At 38.4% G+C, this 25012-nt stretch carries 25 protein-coding genes and 1 pseudogene; 15 read left to right on the top strand and 11 right to left on the bottom strand.

The window, feature by feature from the left end; genetic code table 11:
* Positions 1-201: 201 nt before the first annotated feature.
* Complete coding sequence (locus tag B1B04_RS11180) at positions 202-462, bottom strand: DUF1871 family protein (RefSeq protein WP_079561543.1); 261 nt, start codon at positions 460-462, stop codon at positions 202-204.
* A gap of 72 nt (positions 463-534) precedes the next feature.
* Between B1B04_RS11180 and B1B04_RS11175 the strand changes: the two genes are divergently transcribed.
* The 3 genes and pseudogenes from B1B04_RS11175 (at position 535) to B1B04_RS11170 (ending at position 2231) form a co-directional block, all read left to right on the top strand.
* Positions 535-1704 carry a MalY/PatB family protein gene (locus B1B04_RS11175; RefSeq protein ID WP_079561542.1) on the top strand — a complete coding sequence of 390 codons (1170 nt, stop codon included), beginning with the start codon at positions 535-537 and terminating at the stop codon, positions 1702-1704.
* 146 nt (positions 1705-1850) lie between these two features.
* Positions 1851-2002 (top strand): annotated as a pseudogene (locus B1B04_RS26160) (IS1595 family transposase); the annotation flags it as partial.
* A 40-nt stretch (positions 2003-2042) separates the two neighbouring features.
* Positions 2043-2231: a hypothetical protein gene (locus tag B1B04_RS11170; RefSeq protein ID WP_079561541.1), complete on the top strand. Its 189-nt coding sequence runs from the start codon at positions 2043-2045 to the stop codon at positions 2229-2231.
* Positions 2232-2486: 255 nt separating this feature from the next.
* Here B1B04_RS11170 and B1B04_RS11165 read toward each other — a convergent pair whose 3' ends face one another.
* Positions 2487-2699: a hypothetical protein gene (locus tag B1B04_RS11165; RefSeq protein ID WP_053484185.1), complete on the bottom strand. Its 213-nt coding sequence runs from the start codon at positions 2697-2699 to the stop codon at positions 2487-2489.
* 22 nt (positions 2700-2721) lie between these two features.
* Positions 2722-3309: a peptidylprolyl isomerase gene (locus B1B04_RS11160; protein WP_079561540.1), complete on the bottom strand. Its 588-nt coding sequence runs from the start codon at positions 3307-3309 to the stop codon at positions 2722-2724.
* Positions 3310-4012: 703 nt separating this feature from the next.
* On the opposite strand from B1B04_RS11160, the gene B1B04_RS11145 reads away from it, so the two are divergent.
* Entirely contained in the window at positions 4013-5863 is a 1851-nt protein-coding gene (locus B1B04_RS11145) for a transglycosylase domain-containing protein (RefSeq protein ID WP_079561537.1), read from the top strand.
* Positions 5864-5984: 121 nt separating this feature from the next.
* Here B1B04_RS11145 and B1B04_RS11140 read toward each other — a convergent pair whose 3' ends face one another.
* Positions 5985-6548 carry a DUF5366 family protein gene (locus B1B04_RS11140; protein ID WP_079561536.1) on the bottom strand — a complete coding sequence of 188 codons (564 nt, stop codon included), beginning with the start codon at positions 6546-6548 and terminating at the stop codon, positions 5985-5987.
* A gap of 154 nt (positions 6549-6702) precedes the next feature.
* Between B1B04_RS11140 and B1B04_RS11135 the strand changes: the two genes are divergently transcribed.
* Genes B1B04_RS11135 through mnhG form a run of 7 tightly spaced genes read left to right on the top strand, consistent with a single transcriptional unit; the run spans position 6703 to position 12461 of the window.
* Positions 6703-9117 carry a Na+/H+ antiporter subunit A gene (locus B1B04_RS11135; RefSeq protein WP_079561535.1) on the top strand — a complete coding sequence of 805 codons (2415 nt, stop codon included), beginning with the start codon at positions 6703-6705 and terminating at the stop codon, positions 9115-9117.
* On the top strand, positions 9104-9526 hold the full coding sequence (locus B1B04_RS11130) for a Na(+)/H(+) antiporter subunit B (protein ID WP_049669152.1): 423 nt from the start codon (positions 9104-9106) through the stop codon (positions 9524-9526). The genes B1B04_RS11135 and B1B04_RS11130 overlap by 14 nt, the downstream gene beginning before the upstream one ends.
* Entirely contained in the window at positions 9526-9867 is a 342-nt protein-coding gene (locus B1B04_RS11125) for a Na(+)/H(+) antiporter subunit C (RefSeq protein WP_053593262.1), read from the top strand. The genes B1B04_RS11130 and B1B04_RS11125 overlap by 1 nt, the downstream gene beginning before the upstream one ends.
* Positions 9860-11347 carry a Na+/H+ antiporter subunit D gene (locus tag B1B04_RS11120; RefSeq protein ID WP_079561534.1) on the top strand — a complete coding sequence of 496 codons (1488 nt, stop codon included), beginning with the start codon at positions 9860-9862 and terminating at the stop codon, positions 11345-11347. Before B1B04_RS11125 ends, B1B04_RS11120 begins: the two co-directional genes overlap by 8 nt.
* Positions 11348-11351: 4 nt before the next feature.
* A complete protein-coding gene (locus tag B1B04_RS11115) occupies positions 11352-11831 on the top strand; it encodes a Na+/H+ antiporter subunit E (protein WP_079561533.1) in 480 nt (159 codons plus the stop codon).
* Positions 11828-12109, top strand: a complete 282-nt coding sequence (locus B1B04_RS11110) for a Na(+)/H(+) antiporter subunit F1 (RefSeq protein ID WP_079561532.1) — start codon at positions 11828-11830, stop codon at positions 12107-12109. Before B1B04_RS11115 ends, B1B04_RS11110 begins: the two co-directional genes overlap by 4 nt.
* The gene (gene mnhG / locus B1B04_RS11105; RefSeq protein WP_079561531.1) at positions 12093-12461 is read left to right on the top strand and encodes a monovalent cation/H(+) antiporter subunit G; all 369 of its coding nucleotides are present in this window, start codon (positions 12093-12095) and stop codon (positions 12459-12461) included. Before B1B04_RS11110 ends, mnhG begins: the two co-directional genes overlap by 17 nt.
* Positions 12462-12506: 45 nt before the next feature.
* On the opposite strand, the gene B1B04_RS11100 is transcribed toward mnhG, so the two are convergent.
* From B1B04_RS11100 to B1B04_RS11080, 5 genes are all read right to left on the bottom strand, one after another.
* Positions 12507-12977, bottom strand: a complete 471-nt coding sequence (locus tag B1B04_RS11100; RefSeq protein ID WP_079561530.1) for a GNAT family N-acetyltransferase — start codon at positions 12975-12977, stop codon at positions 12507-12509.
* Between the two features lie 254 nt (positions 12978-13231).
* Complete coding sequence (gene cysC / locus B1B04_RS11095) at positions 13232-13825, bottom strand: adenylyl-sulfate kinase (RefSeq protein WP_079561529.1); 594 nt, start codon at positions 13823-13825, stop codon at positions 13232-13234.
* On the bottom strand, positions 13822-14961 hold the full coding sequence (sat, locus tag B1B04_RS11090) for a sulfate adenylyltransferase (protein WP_079561528.1): 1140 nt from the start codon (positions 14959-14961) through the stop codon (positions 13822-13824). Before sat ends, cysC begins: the two co-directional genes overlap by 4 nt.
* A gap of 53 nt (positions 14962-15014) precedes the next feature.
* The gene (locus B1B04_RS11085; protein WP_079561527.1) at positions 15015-16079 is read right to left on the bottom strand and encodes an inorganic phosphate transporter; all 1065 of its coding nucleotides are present in this window, start codon (positions 16077-16079) and stop codon (positions 15015-15017) included.
* A gap of 12 nt (positions 16080-16091) precedes the next feature.
* Positions 16092-16793: a phosphoadenylyl-sulfate reductase gene (locus B1B04_RS11080; RefSeq protein WP_079561526.1), complete on the bottom strand. Its 702-nt coding sequence runs from the start codon at positions 16791-16793 to the stop codon at positions 16092-16094.
* A gap of 440 nt (positions 16794-17233) precedes the next feature.
* Between B1B04_RS11080 and B1B04_RS11075 the strand changes: the two genes are divergently transcribed.
* Genes B1B04_RS11075 through B1B04_RS11060 form a run of 4 tightly spaced genes read left to right on the top strand, consistent with a single transcriptional unit; the run spans position 17234 to position 21100 of the window.
* Positions 17234-18283, top strand: a complete 1050-nt coding sequence (locus B1B04_RS11075) for a sulfate ABC transporter substrate-binding protein (protein ID WP_079561525.1) — start codon at positions 17234-17236, stop codon at positions 18281-18283.
* An 11-nt stretch (positions 18284-18294) separates the two neighbouring features.
* On the top strand, positions 18295-19128 hold the full coding sequence (gene cysT, locus B1B04_RS11070) for a sulfate ABC transporter permease subunit CysT (RefSeq protein WP_079561524.1): 834 nt from the start codon (positions 18295-18297) through the stop codon (positions 19126-19128).
* 9 nt (positions 19129-19137) lie between these two features.
* Positions 19138-20013: a sulfate ABC transporter permease subunit CysW gene (gene cysW, locus B1B04_RS11065; protein WP_079561523.1), complete on the top strand. Its 876-nt coding sequence runs from the start codon at positions 19138-19140 to the stop codon at positions 20011-20013.
* Positions 20014-20029: 16 nt separating this feature from the next.
* The gene (locus tag B1B04_RS11060) at positions 20030-21100 is read left to right on the top strand and encodes a sulfate/molybdate ABC transporter ATP-binding protein (protein WP_079561522.1); all 1071 of its coding nucleotides are present in this window, start codon (positions 20030-20032) and stop codon (positions 21098-21100) included.
* Between the two features lie 101 nt (positions 21101-21201).
* On the opposite strand, the gene cysI is transcribed toward B1B04_RS11060, so the two are convergent.
* Entirely contained in the window at positions 21202-22923 is a 1722-nt protein-coding gene (cysI, locus tag B1B04_RS11055; RefSeq protein ID WP_079561521.1) for an assimilatory sulfite reductase (NADPH) hemoprotein subunit, read from the bottom strand.
* 75 nt (positions 22924-22998) lie between these two features.
* Positions 22999-24786 carry an assimilatory sulfite reductase (NADPH) flavoprotein subunit gene (locus tag B1B04_RS11050; protein ID WP_079561520.1) on the bottom strand — a complete coding sequence of 596 codons (1788 nt, stop codon included), beginning with the start codon at positions 24784-24786 and terminating at the stop codon, positions 22999-23001.
* Between the last annotated feature and the right edge of the window lie 226 nt (positions 24787-25012).

Below are 25012 nucleotides of genomic sequence, written 5' to 3'. Positions count from 1 at the left end.
CTTTTTAATAATAACGATATCCAGGGGATTTTACCGTTGTTTAAATAAAAGAGCTTTATTTTTATAGATAAAAAACGAGGTTGTCTCATAATTGAAAGACAACCTCGTTTTCTATAGAAAAGCAAAAACATAATTGTGCATCCACCAGAAGTTAGGCCAATACAATAATGGTCACTCTGGTATTTTCACCTTTTGAAGAAGTTAAATAATGCATTTTGCTTCAAATTTTATCGCAATAAGTTTGTATGAAATGGCTACACAATCTTCATATGGAATCCATTCTTCAAACGAATGCTCATATGTTTCTTGAATAACCTTTGCAAGAACAGATGGATCATCGATACCTTGCAATGCTGCTACAACATCTGCGGTTTCAGTATCATAATGATCTGGACCTAAGTGGAATGGATCCCACTCCTCTAGCAGATGTACGGCTGCTTGATTCATTTTTATATTTTCCAAAATACTCACCTATTATCCTTTTATCATACTCGTATGATACCATAGTAAATAAAAAAGAAAAGAGTGATTTGCTTGTCTATTTTTGATCAAACTATTAACCGTCGTTGTACAAACTCCGTAAAATGGGACGCAATAGAAAACGTATATGGGCTACAAGATGCTTCAGGCATACTCCCAATGTGGGTAGCTGATATGGATTTTGCTGCGCCAGTAGCTGTATCAAAGGCGCTGCAAGAGCATGCTGAAAAGACTGTTTTCGGCTATAGCTTTGTTAGCGATGAAGCCGTACAGGCAATCGTAGACTGGCAAAATACTCAACATGATTGGCACGTTGATAAAGAATCCATTGTTTTCTGTAATGGTGTTGTCGCTGCTTTAGCAGATAGTATTATGGCATTTACTAATCCAGGAGATAAAGTGCTTATTTCCTCACCTGTTTACCCACCATTCTATAACATCCCAAAAAGCAATGGTCGAGAGGTTGTTAATTGTCCTTTAGTAGAAAAAGATGGGACATATGTTTATGACTTTGTAGCCTTTGAGCAAGCACTTGCTCAAAATGTGAAAGCCTACATATTGTGTAATCCACATAATCCCGGTGGTTATGTATGGGATGAAGCTACATTAAAGGAAATTGTTCGACTATGTGCAAAATATGATGTAGTAATTATTTCCGATGAAATTCATTCTGATTTAATGTTGGATGGCTCAAAACATACACCATTAGCGAAAATCGCTGGCGATGAAATTGATCGCATTATTACATGTATGGCACCGACAAAAACATTTAACCTAGCTGGGATTCAAGTGGCCTATATGATCGTGACAGATAAGAAAAAGCGAATGTTATTAGAAGCAGTTCATATGGCTAGCGGGCAAGGCTCATTAAATACTTTTGCTGCTGTAGCACTTCAAGCTGCTTATACAGAAGGTTCGCCTTGGTTAAACGAAATGCTTCCTTACATTTCAGCTAATATGGACTATGTGATTGCCGAATTAGAACAATTACCTGGGATCCGTATTACAAAACCTCAAGGTACTTATTTACTTTGGATTGATTATCGAGAATTAGAGCTTGATGAAAATGAATTCATGCAACGCTTGCTTGAACATGGCAAACTAGCATTAGAGCCAGGGACAAAATACGGCGAAGAGGGTCGTGGCTTCCTGCGTATGAACGTTGCTTGCTCATTTGAGACAGTGAAAGACGGTGTTCAGCGCTTTAAGCAAGCACTTCAGTAATAGGAAATAAATAGTGAAGGGTATCTCAAGTTTTTTTGAGGTATCCTTTTGTTTTGGCTGTGTTAAAGAAATGCTGATAATTGATGCCTGTCCGAATTCTTTGTAAAATAAGAACAAGTATTCGGCAGGAAGATTGAAAGGATGACAAGGCGTTTAGCAAGTTATTAAAATCATTGATAAATTGACCTTTACAAAAAAAGAACAAGTCTATCAATGGGGAAAACGCTATGTTGATCCTTCTTCTTCCGTCGGCGGAAGCTTAATCCCTACCGGTCAGGAGTTAAAGAAGGGGAACGGCGAAAGAGACTTAAATTGAAACTAACTTGGAGGAGAATCTTGTGTTTCAAATGAACCTAATAAAGAAGTTAAAAACTTCTTATGAAATAGCGCTATCAAATGACAAGAAGTTATTATGTCATATAATGGGAGGAAAGACAGTTATATTTGATACAAAAACTTGGGAAAAAGTTATTGAATTAAAAAAACCAAACCATCCGAGCAACCTTCACTTTTCCCCAAATGACTAATTACTTTCTTGTTGGTACTTGGTCAAAAGGCTATGTATTTGAGAATAATCTTAAGGAGCAAAATGAAGGTTCCCCCTTCATAAAAATTAACATTTAAATTTAACAGATTTTTTGTTTTAAAAATATGTCTCATATGGCGATTAAGCATTTGAAGAATGGAGCGAAGATAAAATTTTAACATGAAAGTAATGAGAAAGTATGATGCCTCGCAATCCCTAATGGTTGCGAGGCAAATAGCTTTCCACAAACGTGTTTTTAAATATTTTGCTGATTGTTTGTATTATTTTTCTCTGAAAGAATACGTGCTTCGATTTCCTTTGATTTCATTTCTTGTTTCTTAGAAATTTTACGGAAAACGGTAAATACAACAATACATAAAATAAGCATGATTAAAAATTCAAAAGCTGCAGGAATATAGCCTGATTTATCTTCTGGGAAATATAAAAATTGATACATTAAATGTTTCATGTTTTACACGTCCTTACAATTATTATTCAAAAACTGTAATTGACTCGATTTTCACATCTTCTACTGGTTTATCACGGAAGTCTTTTTCTACATCTGCAATTTTGTCTACAATGTCCATTCCTTCAACAATATGACCAAATACTGTATGTTTATGGTCTAACCAAGGAGTACCGCCATTTTGAGCATACGCTTCAATAATTTCTTCAGGGAAGCCCGCACCTTGTAATTGACGAAGCATATCACTTGGAAGGTGCTTCATTTGTACGATAAAGAATTGTGAACCATTTGTGTTCGGACCCGCATTTGCCATTGAAAGTGCACCGCGTAGATTAAATACGCTATCAGAGAACTCATCCTCGAAAGAGTTACCCCAAATTGATTCGCCTCCCATACCTGTACCAGTTGGGTCACCACCTTGAATCATGAAGTCTTGGATTACACGGTGGAAAATGATGCCGTCATAGTAACCAGATTTTGCATGGCCTAAGAAGTTTTCAACCGTTTTTGGTGCATGCTCAGGGAATAATTTAATTTTGACGGCACCTAATGTTGTTTTCATTTCTACAAGTACTTCGCCTTCAAGTACTTCTGTTGTTAATTGTGGAAACATTGAAGTCTCTCCTTTAAAAGTAAAATTTCAGTTTCAATGAAAATGATAATAATATCATTTCTGACCTCATTTTAGTCTAACATACTTCTCAATGGTTTTCTTCACCAAAGTATTGACGATTTTTTGCACTTTTAACTTTTTGGCTATTAGGCAAAGTGGAGGGTTGATTTCCGTTCCAACTGAGAGGTTCCTTAGGGACAGTGTAATAGGCGAGACTCCAGGGCGAGCAAGTGGAGGAACGAAGGCTAAAAGCATCACGTCCTGTGATAACACCTTCATGACCAACATCGTGTTGTTGTTGCTGTCGCTTAGTATTTGCATAGACGAAACCCTCTTACTGAAGTATCGTTTTAATGACTATATTTTAGAGTGATATGTTATGTGAGTGGTTGATTGGAGTGGAGACTGGGCGACTCCTTAGGGATCAGCGTCACAGAGGAGACCCTTCAGCGAAGCGGATTTTTTCTGTGCGAAAGCGAAGCGGCAGCAACAAATGGTTTAACTGTGCGAAAGCGAAGCGGCAGCAACAAATGGTTTAACTGTGCGAAAGCGAAGCGGCAGCAACAAAGCGCCCAGTCGGAACGGAAATCAACTCGCTTTGCCGAAGAGACAACAAAAGTGCAAATAGGTCGGAACGAGTATTTGGAAACCATCCAAAATATGTTATTCTTTTGAGTGACTCATATTTAGAGTGGAGGCACACATGAAAAAGGCTTTTGGTTTTATTATCATTTTACTATCCTTACCTGTCCTTTGGTGGATTAGTACAAATATTAGGACGGAAATCCATGCGGCAAAAGCGCATGAGGAGCAAATTGCTAGCGCTATTCACTTACCGGAAGTTCAGCCACAGCTTCCAATAACACTTATTGATCAAAACGGCAACACATTTAGCGAGGAATATGTCGAATGGAGGCAACCTCTAACACTACAAGAGATCCCAAAAATTGCCCAGGAAATTTTCATCGCAAGTGAGGACGCTCATTTTTATGAGCATATCGGCTTTGACCTCAGTGCAATCGTCCGTGCAGTTGTTGCTAACTCAAGCACGAATTCAACGTCTCAAGGTGCCAGCACTATTACACAGCAACTCGTTCGTATGCGTTATTTATCCGATGAAAAAACATATGAACGAAAATTAACAGAAGTTTTTTACTCCTATGAGATTGAGAAAGAATTTGATAAAGACACGATTTTAACGATGTATCTAAATGAAGCCTATTTTAGCAATCAAGTTTATGGAATTGGCGGAGCAGCTACCTATTATTTTCAAAAACCACTCCAAGAATTATCTATAGCTGAAATTGCATTTATTGCGGCCATTCCAAATAACCCCTCACTTTATAATCCTTTAAAAAATTTTGATAAAACAAAAGCGAGACAAGAGCGGTTATTAGATACACTCGCAACTAGCGGCGCTATTACAAAAGAAGATGCTAATACACATAAAGCTGAAACGATAACATTAAATGTAAAGAATAAAGCGCAAAGCTACCCAATGTACAGCACATACGTCCTACAAGAGCTTAAATGGTTAGTTGCAGAAAAAGAAGGCTATGCAGATCTTCTTGCAAAAACACAAAGTGAAGAAGAAAAGAAAAAAATCAAAGCGCAGCTAGACAATCGACTCAATATATTATTTCAAAATGGATTAACGATTTATACCGCGCTTAATCCAGACAAACAAGCAAATGATGAGAAAAAGATGACTGCCATTCTAGGCCCAGGCCAATTACAAGCAGCCGGAGCAGTTATTGATAATAAATCCCGTGAAGTAGTTAGTCTGTATGCAGGGAAGAACTATGAAAAGTTTGGTTATCATCGAGCCTTTCAAGGAACGCGTCAGCCAGGCTCTGCCTTTAAGCCATTAGCGGTATATGCACCGTTCTTTGAAACGACAGCACACACACCTGATTCTATAGTGAGTGGTGGCAGTTATTGTGTCGGTTCATTTTGTCCTCAAAACTATGGCGGCTTTAAATACGGTGATGTACCAATTCGAGTAGCATTTCAATATAGCTACAATACATCGGCTCTCCGTCTGTTGAACACAGTCGGAATTGATACAGCATTTAGTTACTTAGATCGTTTTAACTTTCGCTCCATCGTGGCAAAAGACCATAATTATGCTGTCTCCTTGGGAGGTTTAACGTATGGTGTTACAGCACTCGAGCTAGCAGACGCTTATACAAGCTTTATAGACGGCTCATACGCGCAAGCCCATAGCATCCGTAAAGTAACAGCAGCTGATGGAACGGAGCTTTACAGCTGGGATCCAGCACGCGATCAAATTTGGTCACCTAAAACGGTTAAGAATATGCGTTCAATCCTTTCAGATGTTGTTACTCGAGGTACAGGACAAGGCGTTTATAGTAGAAGTAACTATGTCGGTGCGAAAACAGGAACAACTAACAACTATCGCGACTACTGGCTTGCAGGATTAAACGATGAATACACAGCAGCAGTTTGGCTAGGCTATGATAAGCCACAATCTATGGAAAGATTAGAAGACTATAAGATTCACCATCAACTATTTAATGTTTTACTACAGTAAATAGTCATATATTCTCAATGAAAAGGAGCAGCCCTAAGTGAAATTCATCACTCTGGGCCGCTCCTTTTCTCGTTGAACGGTATTATGTAATTGGATAAATACTTAATGAAAATCGAGGCATTTAATGTGCAAACGGCAAGCTTGCCAAGATGCCATTATACAATTTTAAAACAACATAAATTATTAGCGATAATAGTATTGTCCACATAAATAGCTCAAATACTAGTAAGCCAATCGTTCCACTCATCGACATAAAATGGCTCATTTTATAGATAAGGTAAATAAAGTAGATAAAAACGGTTAAGACAAAAATACCTACTAATACGTAAATAAATTGAATAGCAAAGGCTGAACATATTGCACCAACTAATAATATGATATATCCGCCTCGTGCTTGATGAACTGTCGCACCATCATTATCCTTTGAGAAAAATAACATTCCAAGCTCATGAATCGTTTCCCCTACTAATTTTAATGCTGAAAATAACATAAAAAAGATTCCCGCAAAGACAATTAGTAAAAAAACACGGAGCTCGAAATCAGATAAAAACTCCCGCATGCCAGAATATACACCAATTGCATGAAAAACTTGCAATGATTCACTTACAGCATACATACCAAACGTCAAACTAAATAACAAAATCGTAATCAATGGTAGATAACCATAAATATAAGGGTTTCTCATAAAAATTTTTTTCCTCTATTTTTATTGATAACTTCTTATTTATAATATATCCAAAATTCTTCCACTATCGCAAGCTAAATCCTATGAGTGCATATGCATTCATACAAAAAGTGCGTTATAATTAACCTACTTACTTGCATAAAGGAGGATTTTTTTGTTACAAGTACTTTATATTTTCATTCCAATGCTTGCTGCAATATTTGTGCCATTTTTATATAAACGCATTAAAAATATTCACACAGGCTGGTTTGTTCTTGCAGTCCCTGCTACACTCGCGATTATTTACGCCTCATATATCGCAAAAGTAGCAGATGGTAAAGTTTTTCTTGAAGAGCTTCCTTGGATTCCATCGCTTGATATTTCCGTCGTTTCTTATTTAGACGGACTTAGCTTGCTATTCTCATTACTCATTACCGGAATTGGCTCGTTAGTCGTACTTTACTCTATTTTTTACTTAGACAAACATAAAGAAAGATTACATAATTTTTATGTTTACTTATTACTATTTATGACCGCAATGCTAGGAGTAGTACAGTCAGATCATTTAATTTCTTTGTACTTCTTTTGGGAGCTAACATCCATTTCGTCATTTTTACTAATTGGCTACTGGTATTCTCGTGATGCATCTCGCTTTGGTGCACTTAAATCAATGATGATTACAGTCGGCGGCGGCTTAATGATGTTAGGAGGATTCATCCTTCTGTATTTAATGGGAGGAACGTATTCAATCCGTGAACTTATTGTCATGGCACCTAACTTAGTGCAGCATCCAATGTTCACTTGGTCACTCGTTTTAATACTTTTAGGCGCATTTACAAAATCTGCACAATTCCCATTCTACATTTGGTTACCAGATGCAATGGAAGCGCCAACACCAGTAAGTGCATACCTTCACTCCGCAACAATGGTAAAGGCAGGTATTTATTTAGTAGCACGCTTTACACCAATTTTCGCAGTTTCTGAGCTTTGGGTATGGCTCGTTACAGGCGTAGGTATTTTAACGCTATTCTGGGGTTCGTTCTTTGCTGTGAAACAAACAGATTTAAAAGGAATCCTTGCGTTCTCTACAGTGAGTCAGCTTGGCCTTATTATGTCATTGCTCGGAGCTAGTGCCTTAGCATTTCATGGCAATGGGGCAACAGATACGATTAAATTTGCTGCTTTTGCGGCGATCTTCCACCTGATCAACCATGCAACATTTAAAGGAAGCTTATTCATGATTGCAGGTATTGTCGATCATGAAACAGGTACACGTGATATTCGTAAGCTCGGTGGCTTAATGAGTATTATGCCGCTTAGCTTTACAGTCGCGGCAATCGGAAGCTTATCAATGGCCGGTCTACCGCCATTTAACGGCTTCTTAAGTAAGGAAATGTTTTTAACAGCAATGCTTGCACTGCAAAATTTTGAATTTTTCGGCTTTGATACATGGGGAGCACTCTTCCCGATTGTCGCTTGGATTGCTAGTATTTTTACATTTGTCTATAGTTTCTATTTTGTTTTCAGAACATTTACTGGTAAATATACACCAGAGAAATTACCTCACAAACCACATGAGGCACCAATTGGTATGCTGATTTCACCGATGATTTTAGCAGCATTAGTGGTAACAATCTTCTTTATTCCGAACCTAGTAGGGGATACTTTTGTAAAGCCAGCAGTACAAGCCATTCAGCCATTCTTATATGATTCACCAAAGGATATTAATATTCACGTGGCGGCTTGGCATGGTGAAATTACACCCGAATTAATCATGACATTTGGCATAGTAATTATTGGGGTTCTATTGTTTGTATCATTACCGAAATGGCAGGGTATTTATCAAAAATTCCCACGATCTTTAACATTGAATAATGCATACGACAAAATAATGCTTGGACTGGACGTAGGATTAAATCGTGTATCACGTCTATATATGACAGGCTCTATGCGTCATTACCTGCTATATATGTTTAGTAGTATTGCCGCGATTGTCATAGGTTCCTTATTTGTGAAGAAGGCCTTTACAGTCTCCTTCCAAGATACTGCACCTATTAGTCCTTACGAAATCATTTTAGTCGTAGTATTAGTCATTGGAACAGCCATTACAATTTTAGCAAAGTCACGCTTAACAGCGATTATAGGTCTTGGTGCTGTCGGCTACACAGTAGCATTGTTCTTCGTTATTTTTAATGCTCCTGATTTAGCATTGACACAACTTGTCATTGAAACGATTTCTGTTGCGCTATTTTTACTAGCGTTTTATCATCTGCCGAAGCTTGGAAAACGAGAAGAGCGCATGCGATTCCAATTAAATCGGGCAATTGTTTCCATTGCTGTCGGTGTTATGGTTACGCTTATAGCACTGTCTGCACATTCACAAAAATTGATTCCGACTATCTCGAAGTATTATGAGGAAACAGTTTATTCAAAAGCTGGCGGTGGAAACATTGTCAATGTAATTTTAGTAGACTACCGTGGCTTTGATACATTATTTGAAATTACAGTGCTAGGTATTGCTGGAATGGCCATTTTAGCAATGATCAAGCTACGCATGAATAGAAAGGAGAAATCGCATGAAAACAAATGATGTAATTATACAATTTACAACAAAAATTGTATTCTTCATTATTTTCTTCTTCTCCATTCATATTTTCCTTGCTGGTCATTACACACCTGGGGGCGGCTTTGTCGGTGGACTTTTAACATCGAGTGCTATCGTACTTTTAGTCCTTGCCTTTGATTTAAATACGGTTCGTAAAGTTTTACCAATAAATTATACGTATTTAACTGCAATTGGCTTACTTCTAGCCCTAGCAACAGCCGCTTTCCCAATGTTTGTAGGTAAACCGTTTTTCACACATTTCTTTGATTATTTCGATTTACCGCTTCTAGGCAAACAGTCATTACACACGGCTATGCTTTTTGATAGCGGTGTCTATTTGGTTGTTGTCGGCGTTACGATGACCATTATTCAAACGATTGGGGAGGATGAATAATGGAAATAATTATGGCGTTTGTCATAGGCTTTTTGTTTATGGCAGCGGTTTATTTAATCTTATCCAAAAGCTTATTGCGTATTATAATCGGGACAGGGCTTTTAAGTCATGGTGCTCACCTTCTCATTTTAACGATGGGCGGGCTTGGTGGAGAAGCACCACCTGTTTTAAAGGAAGGGGCAAAAACTTTTGCAGACCCATTACCACAAGCGCTTATTTTAACAGCGATTGTTATTAGCTTTGGGGTAACTGCTTTCTTCCTTGTACTTGCTTACCGTTCTTACCAAGAGCTCGAGACAGATGATATAAGCTTAATGAGAGGAAGTGATGAGGATGAATAACTTCCTTCTACTACCCATTATCATTCCGTTTTTCTTCGGTATAATTTTGATGTTTGGGCAAAAAAACTTAAAATACCAGCGTTCATTCGCATTACTTGGTATAGGGCTCGCACTTATATCAGCCCTTTCACTGCTTATAAAGGTGAAGAATGACGGTATACAAAAGGTGACGTTCGGGGACTGGCCTGTGCCGTATGGTATAACGATGGTTTCAGATATGGTGTCCGCACTACTTGTCACAACAACGCTTCTGATTGCCATCTTTGTTGTTTGGTATGGCTTTGGTTCCATCACAAAGGAACGCGAACGCTTCTTCTATTATCCTGGGATCATGTTTATTTTAACTGGGGTGAACGGGGCATTTACGACAGGCGATATTTTTAACCTTTTCGTATTCTTCGAGGTATTGTTAATGGCCTCTTATTTGCTCATCGTTCTTGGGGGCGAAAAAGGACAGCTTAAAGGTTCCATTAAATATATTTTAATTAATGTTATTTCATCTGCATTGTTTGTTATAACAGTTGCCTTCCTTTACTCAGTAGTAGGCACATTAAACATGGCAGATATTGCTGTAAAAATTGCTGACATTAATCAGCCAGGTATTGTTACGGTTATAGCTGTACTATTTTTAATGGTATTTGGGTTAAAAGCGGCTATTTTCCCGTTATACTTCTGGCTTCCAACTTCTTATGCGGCAGCTCCAATACCAGTACTAACGCTATTTGGTGCACTATTAACAAAGGTTGGCATTTACGCGATTACTCGAACATATACATTGTTCTTCGTTCATGATTTATCATATACGCATGATCTACTAATGGCATTAGCAGTTGCAACAATTATTGCGGGCTGTATCGGTGCTCTTGCCTATCACGATGTGAAGCTCATCATTATCTATAATATCGTCATTGCTGTAGGTGTTATTTTATTCGGTGTATCTCAAATGAATGAAATCGCCCTAAAAGGTGCCATGTTCTATTTAATTCATGACATGCTTATAAAAGCAGCGCTCTTCATGTTAATAGGTATAGTGATTTACATTACGGGCACATCTGATTTACGAAAAATGGGCGGTCTAATGAATAAATACCCTGCCCTCGGTTGGTTCTATTTAATTGCAGCATTTGGTTTAGCAGGGATTCCCCCACTTAGTGGCTTCGTCGGAAAGCTGTTAATTGCTCAGGGAGGCTTTGAAGCAGGCAGTAACTGGAGCAGTATTTTTATTTTAGCTTCGTCACTTCTCGTGTTATTGTCCGTTATTCGTATTTTCCTTTATGCCTTTTGGGGTGAGGAAAAAGAAACGACAGGTACTGTCGATAAAAAAGTCTATCATACACTATTCATGCCTACTGTTATTCTAGTGCTCATTACCGTAGCGTATGGCGTTGGTTCTGAATGGATTACACCATTTATGGACGATGCAGCAAAACTATTAAGTGATCCATCTATTTATATAGATGCTGTATTGAAGGAGGATTAGAGATATGGCATTTCAAATTATTTTAAATGTTATGCTTGCCTTCGTTTGGATGTTCCTTTCTTCTAATTACACAGCAACAGGCTTTATCATTGGGTTCATTCTTGGTATTGTATTACTCGTTATTATGCGTAGATTTTTTACAACCCGTCTTTACGTCTACCGCATATGGGCAATCATTAAATTGACTTTACTCTTTTTAAAAGAGTTAGTGTTAGCGAATATACAAGTGCTTCGAGTGGTCTTAAAGCCAAAGTTGGATATGCAGCCTGCGTTCTTCGCCTATCCTACTGTTTTAACACAAGAATGGGAAATTACATTATTATCGAGTCTCATTACGTTAACACCTGGTACTGTAGTAGTGCACGTATCAGATGATGCAAAAACTTTGTATGTACATGCTATCGACATGAGTGATGTCGATGAAGCAATTACTGCAATTCGAGATTCATTTGAGAAAGCGATTTTGGAGGTGAGTAAATCATGACAACGTTTATTATTACTGCAATTGTGGTGATTTGCTTATCGATGGTTGCAGTTATTTATCGAATGGTTAAAGGACCTTCTGCATCCGACCGTGTGGTAGCATTGGATTCATTAGGTGTATCAGTCATCTCGCTAATTGGACTGTTTTCAGTATTAGTTGAAACAAGCTTCTTCCTAGAGATTATATTATTGTTAGCGATTTTATCGTTTATCGGTACGGTTGCTTTCTCTAAATTCATAGAGAAAGGAGATATCATTAAACGTGACAATACTCGCTAATAGTTTAGTTATCTTTTTCATTTCTATCGGGGTGCTATTTATTGTCGTGACAGCCATTGGTCTTGTCCGTTTACCTGATTTGTACACACGTGCTCACGCTGCTTCTAAAAGTGCAACGCTCGGTGTTATGTGCGTACTCATTGGCGTATTCTTTCACTTCTGGCTTATTGAAGATCACTTTAATCCCCGCATTTTGCTTGGTATACTGTTCCTGTTCATCACAGGTCCTGTCGGAGGGCATATAATGACTCGCTCCTCATACATTGCTGGTGTAAAACCTTGGAAAGGCACAATTCACGACGAGCTTGGGCCTGAAATTGATCGGATGAAAAAGGAACAAGGCATTAAATAACTTTTCAAAAAAGTGGCCAACGAATAGACTTCATTGGCCACTTTTTTAATTGTTTGATAGCATAAAAAATTCTTTTTCTAAACCAATACCTTCCCAAAAATTTAGTGCTAAGTCATTTTCTAAATCTACATAAACATTTACTACTGAAGTATCATGCTCGTCATTAAACCAAATCACTAAGTCATCTACTAGACGTTTAGCAACCTTCTGTCTTCTATATACTGGCACTACATATACTTCGTCTATTTGGCCATAGTTCATATCGTAAATAAAATCCCTTTTGATCGAAGCCATTCCAAAACCAATCATTTCATTATTTTCATTCGTTGCTATATAAATGGCCCCATATTTTGATTTAATATATTGTTCTAGCTGTTCTTGAATTCCCTTCCTTTCACTCTCTCCTAATTCACAATTTGCAGTTTCTATGGCATTTTCATTCCAAAGTTCCAATATTTCATTTAATAATTTCTGGTTTATAATATCCTCGGTTAATAGTTGAATATGTATGCTCATTTCTTTCATCTCCTATAATGATTGATGATTTAATCATCTCACAGTGTTTAGGAACGTTCTATAAAAATGGGTAAATTTCTCAATCAAATATACCTCGGCATAATTGCGTCCGGAACCAGCTTTGTCCTTTTTAGCGGCTGTTTAAACACCGCTGAAAGCAGTTAAAAAATCTGCTTCCTCAGGAGTAAGCAGATTCTTTATGAAAGCAAATTTATTAAATATAAACACACCACTATTACTCGTGGTTATTAAGCCTAAATATATCCTTTTGAAGTTAATATGTCTGTGAGCTGGTCTACGCATTCTTCGATAGAATTAAGTTCTGTGTCTAAAGTAATTTCTGGATTTTCCGGTTCTTCATAGGGTGCACTGATCCCAGTAAAGTTTAGAATTTCCGCATTTCGCGCTTTTTTATAAAGACCTTTTGGATCACGCTTTTCACATGTTTCAACAGAACACTTCACATAAACCTCTATAAATTCCCCAACTTCCACAAGCTGACGGACAACTTGACGATCTTCTCGGTAAGGTGAAATAAAAGCAGTTAGAACAATTTGTCCATTTTCCACAAAAAGCTTAGATACCTCTCCAATTCGTCTTATATTTTCCTTTCGACTAGCTTCATCAAATCCTAAATCCTTATTTAAGCCATGGCGAACATTATCACCATCTAAGACAAATGCTTGATTGCCACGTTCAAAGAGTCGGCGTGCAAATGCATTCGCCACCGAAGATTTTCCAGATGCTGATAAACCAGTGAACCATAAAATAAAGCTTTGATGCTTGTTTTGTGTACGGCGCTCCTCTTTCGTAATGGAAGCTTCATGCCAAACGATATTTGAACTCACTTTAAAACCTCCTTACGCATTCCTTTAATCAATACATCCACAACCTCTTTACGGCTAAATTTACTAGGAGGCACTTCGCCATTACGTAACATTTCACGAACCTTAGTACCCGATAAAATGACATGAGCAGAGCTATCATGTGGACAAGTTTTCGTTGTTGCCATTCCCTCACATTTGTTGCAATAGAAGCTATGCTCAAATTTTAATGGAATAATTCCTAATTCATCTTCCGTAAATTGTTCAAAGATTTTTTGTGCATCGTATGTGCCATAGTAATCACCAACACCTGCATGGTCACGCCCAATGATAAAGTGTGTACAGCCATAATTTTTTCGTACAAGTGCATGGAAAATAGCTTCCTTTGGTCCTGCATAACGCATGGCAGCTGGAAACACCCCTAATTGTACACGATTTTCAGGATAATAATTTTTCAGCAAAACTTCGTAGCTCTCCATGCGAATTGCGGCTGAAACATCGTCTGATTTCGTTTCCCCAACTAGTGGATTTAAAAATAATCCATCAATTGTTTCAAGTGCAGCCTTTTGAATATATTCATGTGCTCGATGTACAGGATTCCGTGTTTGGAAGCCAACAATTGTTTTCCACCCATTTTCTTCAAAAATTTGACGTGTTTCAAACGGATCAAATGAATAGGCTGGGAACCTTTGCTCTAGTCGTTTTACTAATGTAATTTTTCCGCCCACATAAATATTTGGACGTTCATGCAACTTTTTAACACCTGGATGCTCTAAATCCTCCGTGCCGTATATTAACAATGCCTCTTTCTGCTTATTTGGCTCATAAATATCAGCAACTTCAATAACGCCATAAACAGCATCACCATATACTAATTTTGCCTCATCACCTGGCTGCAATGTTGCCGCTACATCCTCTGCTACAGGTAATGTAATCGGAATACTCCATACCACGCCAGACGCTAAGCGTGTATGTTCAACAACTGATTCATAATCTTCCTGCGTTAAAAATCCTTCAATTGGACTGTAGCCACCAATAGCAATTAGCTCTAAATCACTTAGTGAAATGGCATCAAGTTCAATTACTTTCTTTATAGGTGTTACATCCTCCTCTAGATTAATTGCTTGCACTAATAGTCCACCATGTGGTTGTAAACTCATCAAAATATCCTCCTAATTTTATTGAATTACTTAGTTTTATATGTTTTCGGGTATTAAATTCCTTCACCCGCATCGTATATTGAGCGCTCTTCTTCACGCATTGTTCGCATTAAGCTAATGACACCAAGCGTTCCAACAATAATACTGCCAATTAATATGATGGTATAGAAATCTTTTTCTAAGAATAGCTGTACTAAAAAATAAGAAATGGCTAAAGAAAAGATTGGCGAGACAATCCAAATACGGATTATCTTTTTCACAATATGCTTATGGAAAATTTGTTTTCCGTTATTGGCCATCCCCATTCCGATAATCGAAGAGGATGTTACTTGTGTTAATGGCACGGGAAGTCCAAAAATAGAGCTTACACCGACTAGGAGTGCACCTGTACTCGAGATCAGTACCCCTTCTGCCTTCTCAAAGCGCATAATTTTTTTACCGTTTGTTTCAAGCACTCGTTTTCCAAGAAGCATTGAGCCAAGCGCCACAAATGCCCCACCAAGCAATATGCCTGTTGTTACACTCATCATCCCTGCACCTACAAGAGGTCCAACTGCATTTGCTACGTTATTCATCCCTGCTGAAAATGCTTCGAAAAATCCAGCGAACACAAGGAGAATCGTTAATATTGGATGATCTTTTAGCAGGCCCTTAACTCGTAATTTATACAGCCACTTCCCAGAGACAAATGCAATGACAAACGCTACAATTGGAACTATTACCCAAAACGATAAGATAACAAGTAATGATTTAATGTATAACACTTTATAGGCAATTCCTACACCTACAACTGCTCCCACTGTCACTTCACTCGTTGATAATGGGATACCTAAAAGATTGGCGAAAAATAGTGAGCTCGTTGCAGAAATTAAAATAATAATGACAATCTTTACTGTAATGTACTCTTGCGGCATTATGCCGGAGCTGATTGTTTTTACTACCTCTCCACCTCCAAGAACTGCCCCAGAAAAAACACCCACTGAGCAAATGAGCAGTGCTTGCCAAGCCTTTTTAATGGCACCTGCACCGTAAGCAACTCCCATTGAGGCTGCGGCTCCACTAGCACCTATGTTCATCGCAAAAAATAAACTAATCGCTATTGCTACATATTCAAGCATGGCAAAACTCCTTTACTCATGTAATCCACACTCAGTTTTACCAGACCCTTGCCATCTGCCTGAACGCAAATCATCCATTGTAAATGCCGGTTTTGTACAGTGCTCGCAGCCGACGCTTGGATAGCCCCTGTCATGCAATGGATTGTACGGTAAACTATGCTTTGAGACATAGCGCCAGACATCCTTCCATGTCCAATGAATGAGTGGACAAATTTTAATGGATTTAAATTTATCGTCACGATTAATAAAGTTCGTATTTTGTCGAGTTGGTGATTGTTCACGACGCAAGCCTGATATCCAAGCCTTTGCGCTCGCTAATGATTCATGCAACGGCACAATCTTGCGAATTTCGCAGCATTTGTTTGGATTAGACTTCCATAATTCATCACTGTATTCAGCAGCTTGTTGTTCGAGTGTAAGTGCTGGTTTTTTCATAATAATGTTCAGCTTCGGATATTTTTCTTTTACTTTATCAATCGTTTCATATGTTTCCTTAAAATGAACATCTGTATCTAAAAAGACAATCGTAGCATCGGGCTTCACCTTTGAAATAAGGTCAATCATGACAATTCCCTCAATCCCAAAGCTACATGCATAGACGATATCTTCGCCATATTCAGCATAACTCCACTGTAAAACCTCCAGTGCTGCCTTGTAAGTTTCGTCTACCTGAAAATTCAATGTTGGCTCATGCCAAGTTGCATATGTTAACATATAATCCCCCTCATAACGAAAAAGGCGTTCCAACGAAAGACATATATAGACATGTCTTCGTTAAAACGCCTCTAGTTTGACTAGCCAGCTTATGCAATGATTGTTCACTAGTATTGGCTACCTCGTTCTACAATCATTTTTCTTATTACCAAATATATACTAAAGTACACCAAGTAGTCAACTAGGCTTTTTACAAAAAATTCATTTCAATGAGCCCAAATTTTTATACTGTATTCTTGCATATGATGATAATCAAAAGAAGTACTTTTAATTCCTTGTTGACTAATAGGAAATATATGTTTAATGTATAACTAAGCTTTGAATCAAACCAATATAAAAATGCTGATCAGAGGATCTGAAGGCCATCTACTTAAGACGATTATTATTCGTTCTTGTAGATGGTCTTTTGTATTTTCTATATCAAAAAGGAGCGTAATTTTATGAAAAAAAGGAAACATCTTTTCCAATCGTTAGTACTTATATCTGCATTAGCACTAACATTAACAGGCTGTGGTAGCAGCTCTTCTGAAAAAGATACAAGTGCTCAGGATACAAAAAAATCTGTGGAGCTACTAAATGTATCCTATGATCCAACACGTGAGCTTTACGAGGAATTCAACAAAGATTTTATAAAAAAATGGAAGGATGAAACCGGTCAAGATGTAACGATAAAACAATCACATGGGGGCTCCGGTAAACAGGGTCGAGCTGTAATTGATGGTCTTGAGGCAGATGTTGTTACACTAGCACTAGCTTATGATATTGATGAGATTGCACAAGCTCGAAGCCTATTAAATAAAGATTGGCAAACAGAATTTGAAAATAACTCTACACCTTATACATCTACTATTGTCTTTTTAGTACGCAAAGGCAATCCAAAGGGTATTAAAGACTGGGATGATTTAATAAAAGACGATTTATCTGTCATTACACCAAATCCTAAAACATCTGGTGGTGCACGGTGGAATTATTTAGCTGCTTGGGCCTATGCAGGGAAATTATATAAAAATGATGAGGCAAAAACAAAAAAATTTATGAAAGCTCTCTATAGCAATGTAGAAGTACTGGATTCTGGTGCACGCGGTGCTACAACAACATTTGTTGAACGTGAAATTGGTGACGTCCTAATTGCATGGGAAAATGAAGCATATTTATCGCTCCATGAATTGGGTGACGAGTTTGATATTATTACACCTTCTTTAAGTATTTTAGCTGAACCACCTGTGTCAATCGTTGACAAAATCGTTGATAAAAAAGGTACACGCGAAGTAGCGGAGGCTTATTTAAAGCATTTATATAGTGAGCGTGGTCAAGAAATTGCTGCAAAAAATTACTATCGACCACGAGATGAAAAAATTCTAGCAAAATATCAAGAGCAATTCCCAAAACTTGAACTCGTTTCAATCGATGATTTTGGTGGTTGGGCAGAAGCGCAAGCGAAGCATTTTAAAGATGGTGGTACATTCGATGAAATTTATGTACCTCAATAAGGAGGAATGTTATGAGTAGTTTAACTGTTAATAAAAAAACACGCCGCATTATTCCAGGTTTCCACCTTTCTCTGGGCTATACGATGTTATACGTTAGCTTACTAGTCTTATTGCCGCTATCGATGATTTTTATTCATACAATGTCCTTAAGCTGGGCAGAGTTTGTTAATATTGTGACCGCTCCTCGTGCTGTCGCTTCCTATAAGGTAAGTTTCAGTACTGCACTCGCTGCTGGTTTATTAAATGTTATTTTTGGCACAATCATTGCATGGGTGCTTGTACGCTACCGCTTTCCGTTTAAACGAATCATCGATGGACTTGTCGATTTACCATTTGCTTTGCCAACTGCTGTAGCAGGAATTGCCTTAACGTCACTCTATGCGCCAAACGGTTGGATTGGTCAATTTTTTAATTTTAAAATTGCCTTTACGCCACTCGGCATTATCATTGCCCTTACATTTATCGGGCTACCATTTGTCGTTCGTACTGTGCAGCCTGTCTTACAAAATATTAGTGCTGAGGTTGAGGAAGCCTCAGCAAGCCTTGGAGCAACTCGCCTACAAACCTTTCGTAAAGTGATTTTTCCAGAGCTTGCTCCTGCCATTTTAACAGGATTTTCATTAGCCTTTGCACGTGCACTAGGAGAGTATGGCTCCGTTGTTTTTATCGCCGGTAATATGCCGATGAAGACTGAAATTACACCCTTAATAATTATGACTAAGCTCGAGCAATATGACTATGCTGGTGCAACTGCTATTGCAGTGGTCATGCTGGTCACGTCCTTCATTCTATTGTTTAGCATTAATTTAATACAATGGTTGGCAAATCGTCGTTTTGTACATTAGGAGGTATTTATGGAACAATCTACATTTATTCAGCAAGTTGCTCCTGAAAAAAATAATGCAGCGACAAAGTCTGTTGCCTTACAAGAGCCACGTTTTGTCCGATATACGCTAACATTTATTGCACTAGCTTTTTTAGCATTTTTCATTGTGCTTCCACTAGTATCGATTTTTTTCACTGCCTTTCAAAAAGGAGTAGATGTATATGTAGCAGCTATCACACATCCAGATGCATTGGCAGCTATTAAGTTAACCTTAACTGTCGTCGCAATTGCCGTACCATTAAACGCAATCTTTGGAATTATGGCTGCTTGGGCTTTAACAAAGTTCAACTTTAAAGGGAAAAATCTACTTCTTACAATTGTGGATCTTCCTTTTGCAGTATCTCCCGTTATTGCTGGTTTAGTATTTATTTTGTTATTTGGCTCACAGGGATTATTTGGTGATTGGCTATTTGAACATGACATTAAAATTGTTTTTGCGCTACCTGGTATTGTCCTCGCTACTGTCTTTGTCACGTTGCCATTTGTTGCACGGGAGCTCATTCCTCTTATGCAGACACAAGGTACTTCCGAGGAGGAGGCATCCATTTCACTTGGTGCTAATGGTTTTAAAACGTTTTGGTATGTGACATTGCCGAATATCAAATGGGGCTTATTGTACGGCCTTATACTTTGTAATGCTCGGGCAATCGGTGAATTTGGGGCCGTTTCTGTTGTATCAGGGCATATTCGTGGAATGACAAATACAATGCCCCTTCATATTGAAATTTTATACAATGAGTACCAATTTGCAGCAGCCTTCGCCGTTGCTTCACTGATGAGCGTGATCGCCATTATTACACTTATCGTTAAAGATATTGTTGCTTGGAAATCAAAATCTGCTTAAAGGGGGTATTGTCAGCATGAGTATCCAAATTAAAAATGTATCCAAAAAATTCGGTTCCTTTCAAGCTTTAGAAGATGTTTCTCTTCATATTCAATCAGGAGAACTAGTTGCCCTTCTCGGCCCATCTGGTTCTGGCAAAACTTCGTTACTACGAGTTATTGCTGGGCTTGAAACATCCGATGTTGGGGAGATTTTATTTGACGGTCAATCGATGATCGATCGCCATCCAAAGGAGCGAAATGTAGGCTTTGTGTTCCAGCATTATGCACTTTTTCGCCATATGACCGTTTTTGATAATGTCGCTTACGGTCTTAAAGTACGTCCTCGTAAAACAAGACCATCTAAATTAGAAATAAAGAACAAAGTGATGGAACTTCTAAGACTCGTAAAACTGGAAAATTTCGCCGATCGCTATCCAACACAACTTTCAGGTGGGCAACGTCAGCGAGTTGCACTTGCTAGAGCTCTCGCCGTGGAACCCAAGGTGCTCTTATTAGATGAACCTTTTGGAGCACTGGATGCTAAAGTGCGCAAGGAATTGCGTCGTTGGCTTCGAAAGCTTCACGATGATTTTCATATTACAAGTATTTTTGTCACACACGATCAGGAAGAGGCACTCGATGTTGCAGACCGAATTGTCGTGATGAACAACGGCAAGATAGAGCAAATTGGTAGCCCAGACGACGTATACACAAATCCAAAAAGCCCTTTTGTTTATGACTTTTTAGGTAATGTGAATCTCTTTAAAGGACGATTACATAATGGTAAGCTCCTGCATGGTGAATTTGCGATTGATGTACCTGACGCACAGGTATACACAGAGGATCATGCAGTAGGATATGTACGTCCCCATGATATTCAAATTGAGAAAACAAATATATCTGGTACTGTCCCCGTCAAAGTAAGCCATATTCATTTGCTCGGACCTATCGTACAGGTTGAGCTACGTCGTGAAGATATAGATGAATTTTTAGAGGCAGAACTGACTAAAGAACAATTTACTAATCTTCAACTTATGGTTGGTGACCATGTATTTGTCAAACCAAAGCAATTAAAAGTCTTTATCCCCGAAGACTTTTCCATTTAAAAAAGACGTGTAGCAAATATCTTGCTACACGTCTCTTAGTGTTTGTGTCATATTGCAACATAAGCCCTGTAGCAGAGAAAATTTGCTACAGGGCTATTATTTTATTTATGATGAAAATCTCGTCCGTCGTACACAGCTGTTACATAACCTGCACGAATAACAAAATCCCCGAAATGCTCGCCATCTAGACGTTCCTTCGCATAGTGGAGCAGTATTGGACGAAGCTCCGCTAATATCTCCTCCTCACCTATATTTTCACGATATATTTTATTGAGACGATCACCAGTAAAACTTGCTCCTAAATACATATTATATTTCCCTGGACCTTTACCGATAAACCCAATCTCAGCCATTGCTGCACGCGAGCAACCATTCGGACAGCCTGACATGCGAATAACGATTTCTGTATCGTTTAAGCCTGCTTCTTCAATAATGGTTTCTATTCTTGTAATTAGAGAAGGCAGGTAACGCTCGGCTTCTGCCATAGCTAAACCACATGTTGGTAATGATACGCAAGCAATCGAATTTCGGCGCAATGCAGAATAATGCGCTCCATCTGTAAGGTTATATTGCTCAATGATAGCAGCAATTTTTTTCTTCTTTTGCGGCGTTACATTGCTAATCATTAAATTTTGGTTTGGCGTTAAACGGAAATCACCTGTATGCACTTTCGCAATTTCACGTAATCCTGTTAAAAGCTCATAATTTTCAAAGTCCTTAATACGTCCATTTTGAATAAATAATGTATAATGCCATTGACCTTCTGCCCCTTTAATCCAACCAAACTCATCACCTGTGCGATTAAAAGTAAATGGACGGGCCTCTTGGATAGTCCAACCTAGACGACGTGTTAGTTCTTCGTTAAACCACTCAAGTCCTCTGGCATCAATTGTATATTTAAAACGTGCATTTTTACGAACCGAACGATTCCCATAATCGCGCTGAATCGTAATAATTTTCTCCGCTGTTTCCAGTAGTTTATCAGGTGTGATAAAGCCAATTACTCGAGCAAGCTGCGGGTATGTTTCATGATCGCCATGTGTCATACCCATTCCTCCACCAACGGCTAAATTAAAGCCTACTAACCTACCCTCCTCTACAATTGCAATCAGCCCTATATCTTGTGAAAATACGTCCACATCATTACTTGGCGGAATCGCAATACCAATTTTAAATTTCCGTGGCAAATATTGCGCACCATATATAGGTTCAACTTCTTCATCCTGACTATCAACTACCTTTTCACCATCTAGCCATAGTTCATGGTAAGCTCGTGTTCTAGGTAATAAATGCTCACTTAATTTGGCAGACCAATTATAGATTTCCTCATGTAATGCGGATTGATTTGGATTCACATTACACATCACATTACGGTTGACATCTCCACAAGCTGCAAGAGAATCTAATAACACCTCATTGATTTCCTGCATATATTTTTTAACATTCCATTTTAATATGCCATGCACTTGGAATGCCTGACGTGTCGTTAATTTTAAGGAGCCATTACCATACTTTCTCGCCATTTCATCCATTACTAGCCATTGTGCTGAAGTTGCTGCTCCGCCCGGTGTACGTACACGCACCATAAATTGATAGGCAGGCTCAAGCTTTTGACGCTGGCGTTCATTCCGAAGATCACGGTCGTCTTGTAAGTAACTACCATGGAATTTCATTAGACGGTTATCATCCTCTGGGATACCTGAACTTAATGGATTGTTCATCGTACGCTCTAATGTTCCGCGTAGATAATTACTATCGCTTTTAATACGCTCTACATCACTAGGCTTCCCCTGTTGTGGAGGTAAAATAATTTTCCCTGTCATTTGTTATCGCTCCTTTAATCAAATATTCCTTGGCAGAATTGTAGCTGTCGCTACAGAAAGCATTGCCGAAGGAAGTTAATAAACGTCACGTTGATAGCGTTTCTGCTGTTTTAGTTCATTAACAAAGGCTTTAGCTTCCTCTGGCGTTTTTTGTCCCTGTTGTTCAATAACGCGACGGATTGTTGCATCAACATCAGCCGCCATCGACTCTTTATCGCCACAGATGTAAATGACAGCTCCTTGCTCTAGCCATTCATAAAAAGCAACAGCATTTTCCTCAATTTTATGTTGAACATATATTTTTCTATCAGTATCACGTGAGAAAGCGACATGCAATTGACTTAGTGTGCCTGAAGAAAGCCAACGTTGCCAATCTGTTTGATAAAGAAAGTCTGTGACAAAGTGTTGATCACCAAAGATTAGCCAAGCTTTCCCTCCGATTCCTAATTCCTCACGCTCCTCTAAAAATGCACGGTACGGAGCAACACCTGTTCCAGCACCAATCATAATAATCGGTGTATCCTCATGCTCTGGTAGTCTAAAGTTCGGATTTTTTTGAATATATACCGGTAATGTGTCACCAATTTGAATACGCTCTGCTACGCTTCCGGAGCAAACGCCAAGACGTTGACGTCCCTTCGTCTCATAGCTTACTTTCCCAATTGTTAAATGTACCTCTTCACTATTTGCTTTTTGACTACTAGCAATGGAATATAGGCGTGCTGGAATTTTACGTAGTAAATCTACAAATTTCTGCGCATCCCATATAAATGGTGCAAAGTCCTCCACAACGTCAAGCAAATCTCTCCCTTTTGCATAGTCCCTCCAAGAATTAGAGTCATCTAATAGCTTTGTAAATTCCTGATGGACCGTATAGGCACCAATTTTTTGTAACAATGGCTTAGATAACACTGTAATTTCTAGTTTTTTTTGCAATACATCCTTTAATGGCTGTGTTTCTTCAAAGACGTTTACTACAGTTTGTGGATCAAACTGTAACGCTGTGATTAAAGCATCAACTAGCTTTTCATCATTTTCCGGTTGAATACCGATACTATCTCCTGGTTCAAAATAAAAATTTGCACCTTCGATGGATAATTCAATGTGACGTGTTTCTTTATTTGATCCGCGACCGTTTAAATTAATGTTTTCAAGTACTTCTGCATAAAACGGATTTTTTCGAGAATATGTAGTGTCTCCTTGCGCTGTTTTATTTTGTGTAGTCGTTATATCACCTACATCCGTCTGTTGAAGCAACTTCTGCTGAACAGCTGAGAACCATTGTGCTGCAGTGTCATCATAATCTACATCACAATCTGTGCGAGGTACGATTTGACTTGCCCCTAATTTTGCAAACTGCTCATCAAAATCCTTTCCTGTTTTACAGAAAAATTCATAGGAGCTATCTCCTAAGGCTAGCACCGAATAATGAAGTTGCTCTAACTTTGGAGCTCGCTTGCTATGCAAAAATTCGTAGAACTGTATCGCTTGATCAGGTGGATCCCCTTCCCCATGGGTACTAACAATAAGTAAAAGATTTGTCACCTTTTTTAAATTATTTGGTTTAAACGTTGCTAACGACGAAATCGTTACGTCCACATCATTGTCTTTCAAGGCTGAGGCATATTTTTCAGCTAACCCCTGGCTATTACCTGTTTGTGAACCATATAAAATCGTTACTGTTTTGGCGATTATTTTTACTATCGGTGTTACTTCCTCAACAACTGGATTACTAGTTGCTAGTGGTGCACTTAAAAAACCGTTTAACCAAATCCTCTGTTCTCCTGTTAGTTGAGGGAGCAGCTCATTTAACAGCTTTACCTGCTCCTCATTAAATGGACTGTTTACTACTTGTAGTTTCAACCTTGCCACCTCACGTATTCGTATCATTTTCTTCTATTGATAATTTATCTGACAAAACGTTTGCTGAAAAAAGATCCATTATGCCTCGGTATAATTGCCGCTGACGCTAAGCTTTCGCGCAGATAAACAATGTGTCTGGAATCGGCTTTGTGCTTAAGCCTGCAAATGTTTTTAGTGCGAAAGCGAAGCGTCAGCAACACGTTTTTGTCTGTGCGAAAGCGAAGCG

The organism is Lysinibacillus sp. KCTC 33748, from assembly GCF_002237755.1.
Taxonomy (GTDB): Bacteria; Bacillota; Bacilli; order Bacillales_A; family Planococcaceae; genus Lysinibacillus.
This window is presented reverse-complemented; position numbering and strand designations above follow the sequence as displayed.

Coding starts and splice junctions, on each gene's coding strand:
- B1B04_RS11080 (WP_079561526.1), bottom strand. CDS start 16,793: ATGTTAACATATGCAACTTGGCATGAGCCAACATTGAATTTTCAGGTA.
- sat (WP_079561528.1), bottom strand. CDS start 14,961: ATGAGTTTACAACCACATGGTGGACTATTAGTGCAAGCAATTAATCTA.
- B1B04_RS11145 (WP_079561537.1), top strand. CDS start 4,013: ATGAAAAAGGCTTTTGGTTTTATTATCATTTTACTATCCTTACCTGTC.
- B1B04_RS11115 (WP_079561533.1), top strand. CDS start 11,352: ATGGCATTTCAAATTATTTTAAATGTTATGCTTGCCTTCGTTTGGATG.
- cysI (WP_079561521.1), bottom strand. CDS start 22,923: ATGACAGGGAAAATTATTTTACCTCCACAACAGGGGAAGCCTAGTGAT.
- B1B04_RS11165 (WP_053484185.1), bottom strand. CDS start 2,699: ATGAAACATTTAATGTATCAATTTTTATATTTCCCAGAAGATAAATCA.
- B1B04_RS11140 (WP_079561536.1), bottom strand. CDS start 6,548: ATGAGAAACCCTTATATTTATGGTTATCTACCATTGATTACGATTTTG.
- cysT (WP_079561524.1), top strand. CDS start 18,295: ATGAGTAGTTTAACTGTTAATAAAAAAACACGCCGCATTATTCCAGGT.
- cysW (WP_079561523.1), top strand. CDS start 19,138: ATGGAACAATCTACATTTATTCAGCAAGTTGCTCCTGAAAAAAATAAT.
- B1B04_RS11120 (WP_079561534.1), top strand. CDS start 9,860: ATGAATAACTTCCTTCTACTACCCATTATCATTCCGTTTTTCTTCGGT.
- B1B04_RS11085 (WP_079561527.1), bottom strand. CDS start 16,079: ATGCTTGAATATGTAGCAATAGCGATTAGTTTATTTTTTGCGATGAAC.
- B1B04_RS11125 (WP_053593262.1), top strand. CDS start 9,526: ATGGAAATAATTATGGCGTTTGTCATAGGCTTTTTGTTTATGGCAGCG.
- B1B04_RS11060 (WP_079561522.1), top strand. CDS start 20,030: ATGAGTATCCAAATTAAAAATGTATCCAAAAAATTCGGTTCCTTTCAA.
- B1B04_RS11100 (WP_079561530.1), bottom strand. CDS start 12,977: ATGAGCATACATATTCAACTATTAACCGAGGATATTATAAACCAGAAA.
- B1B04_RS11075 (WP_079561525.1), top strand. CDS start 17,234: ATGAAAAAAAGGAAACATCTTTTCCAATCGTTAGTACTTATATCTGCA.
- B1B04_RS11130 (WP_049669152.1), top strand. CDS start 9,104: ATGAAAACAAATGATGTAATTATACAATTTACAACAAAAATTGTATTC.
- B1B04_RS11110 (WP_079561532.1), top strand. CDS start 11,828: ATGACAACGTTTATTATTACTGCAATTGTGGTGATTTGCTTATCGATG.
- B1B04_RS11160 (WP_079561540.1), bottom strand. CDS start 3,309: ATGTTTCCACAATTAACAACAGAAGTACTTGAAGGCGAAGTACTTGTA.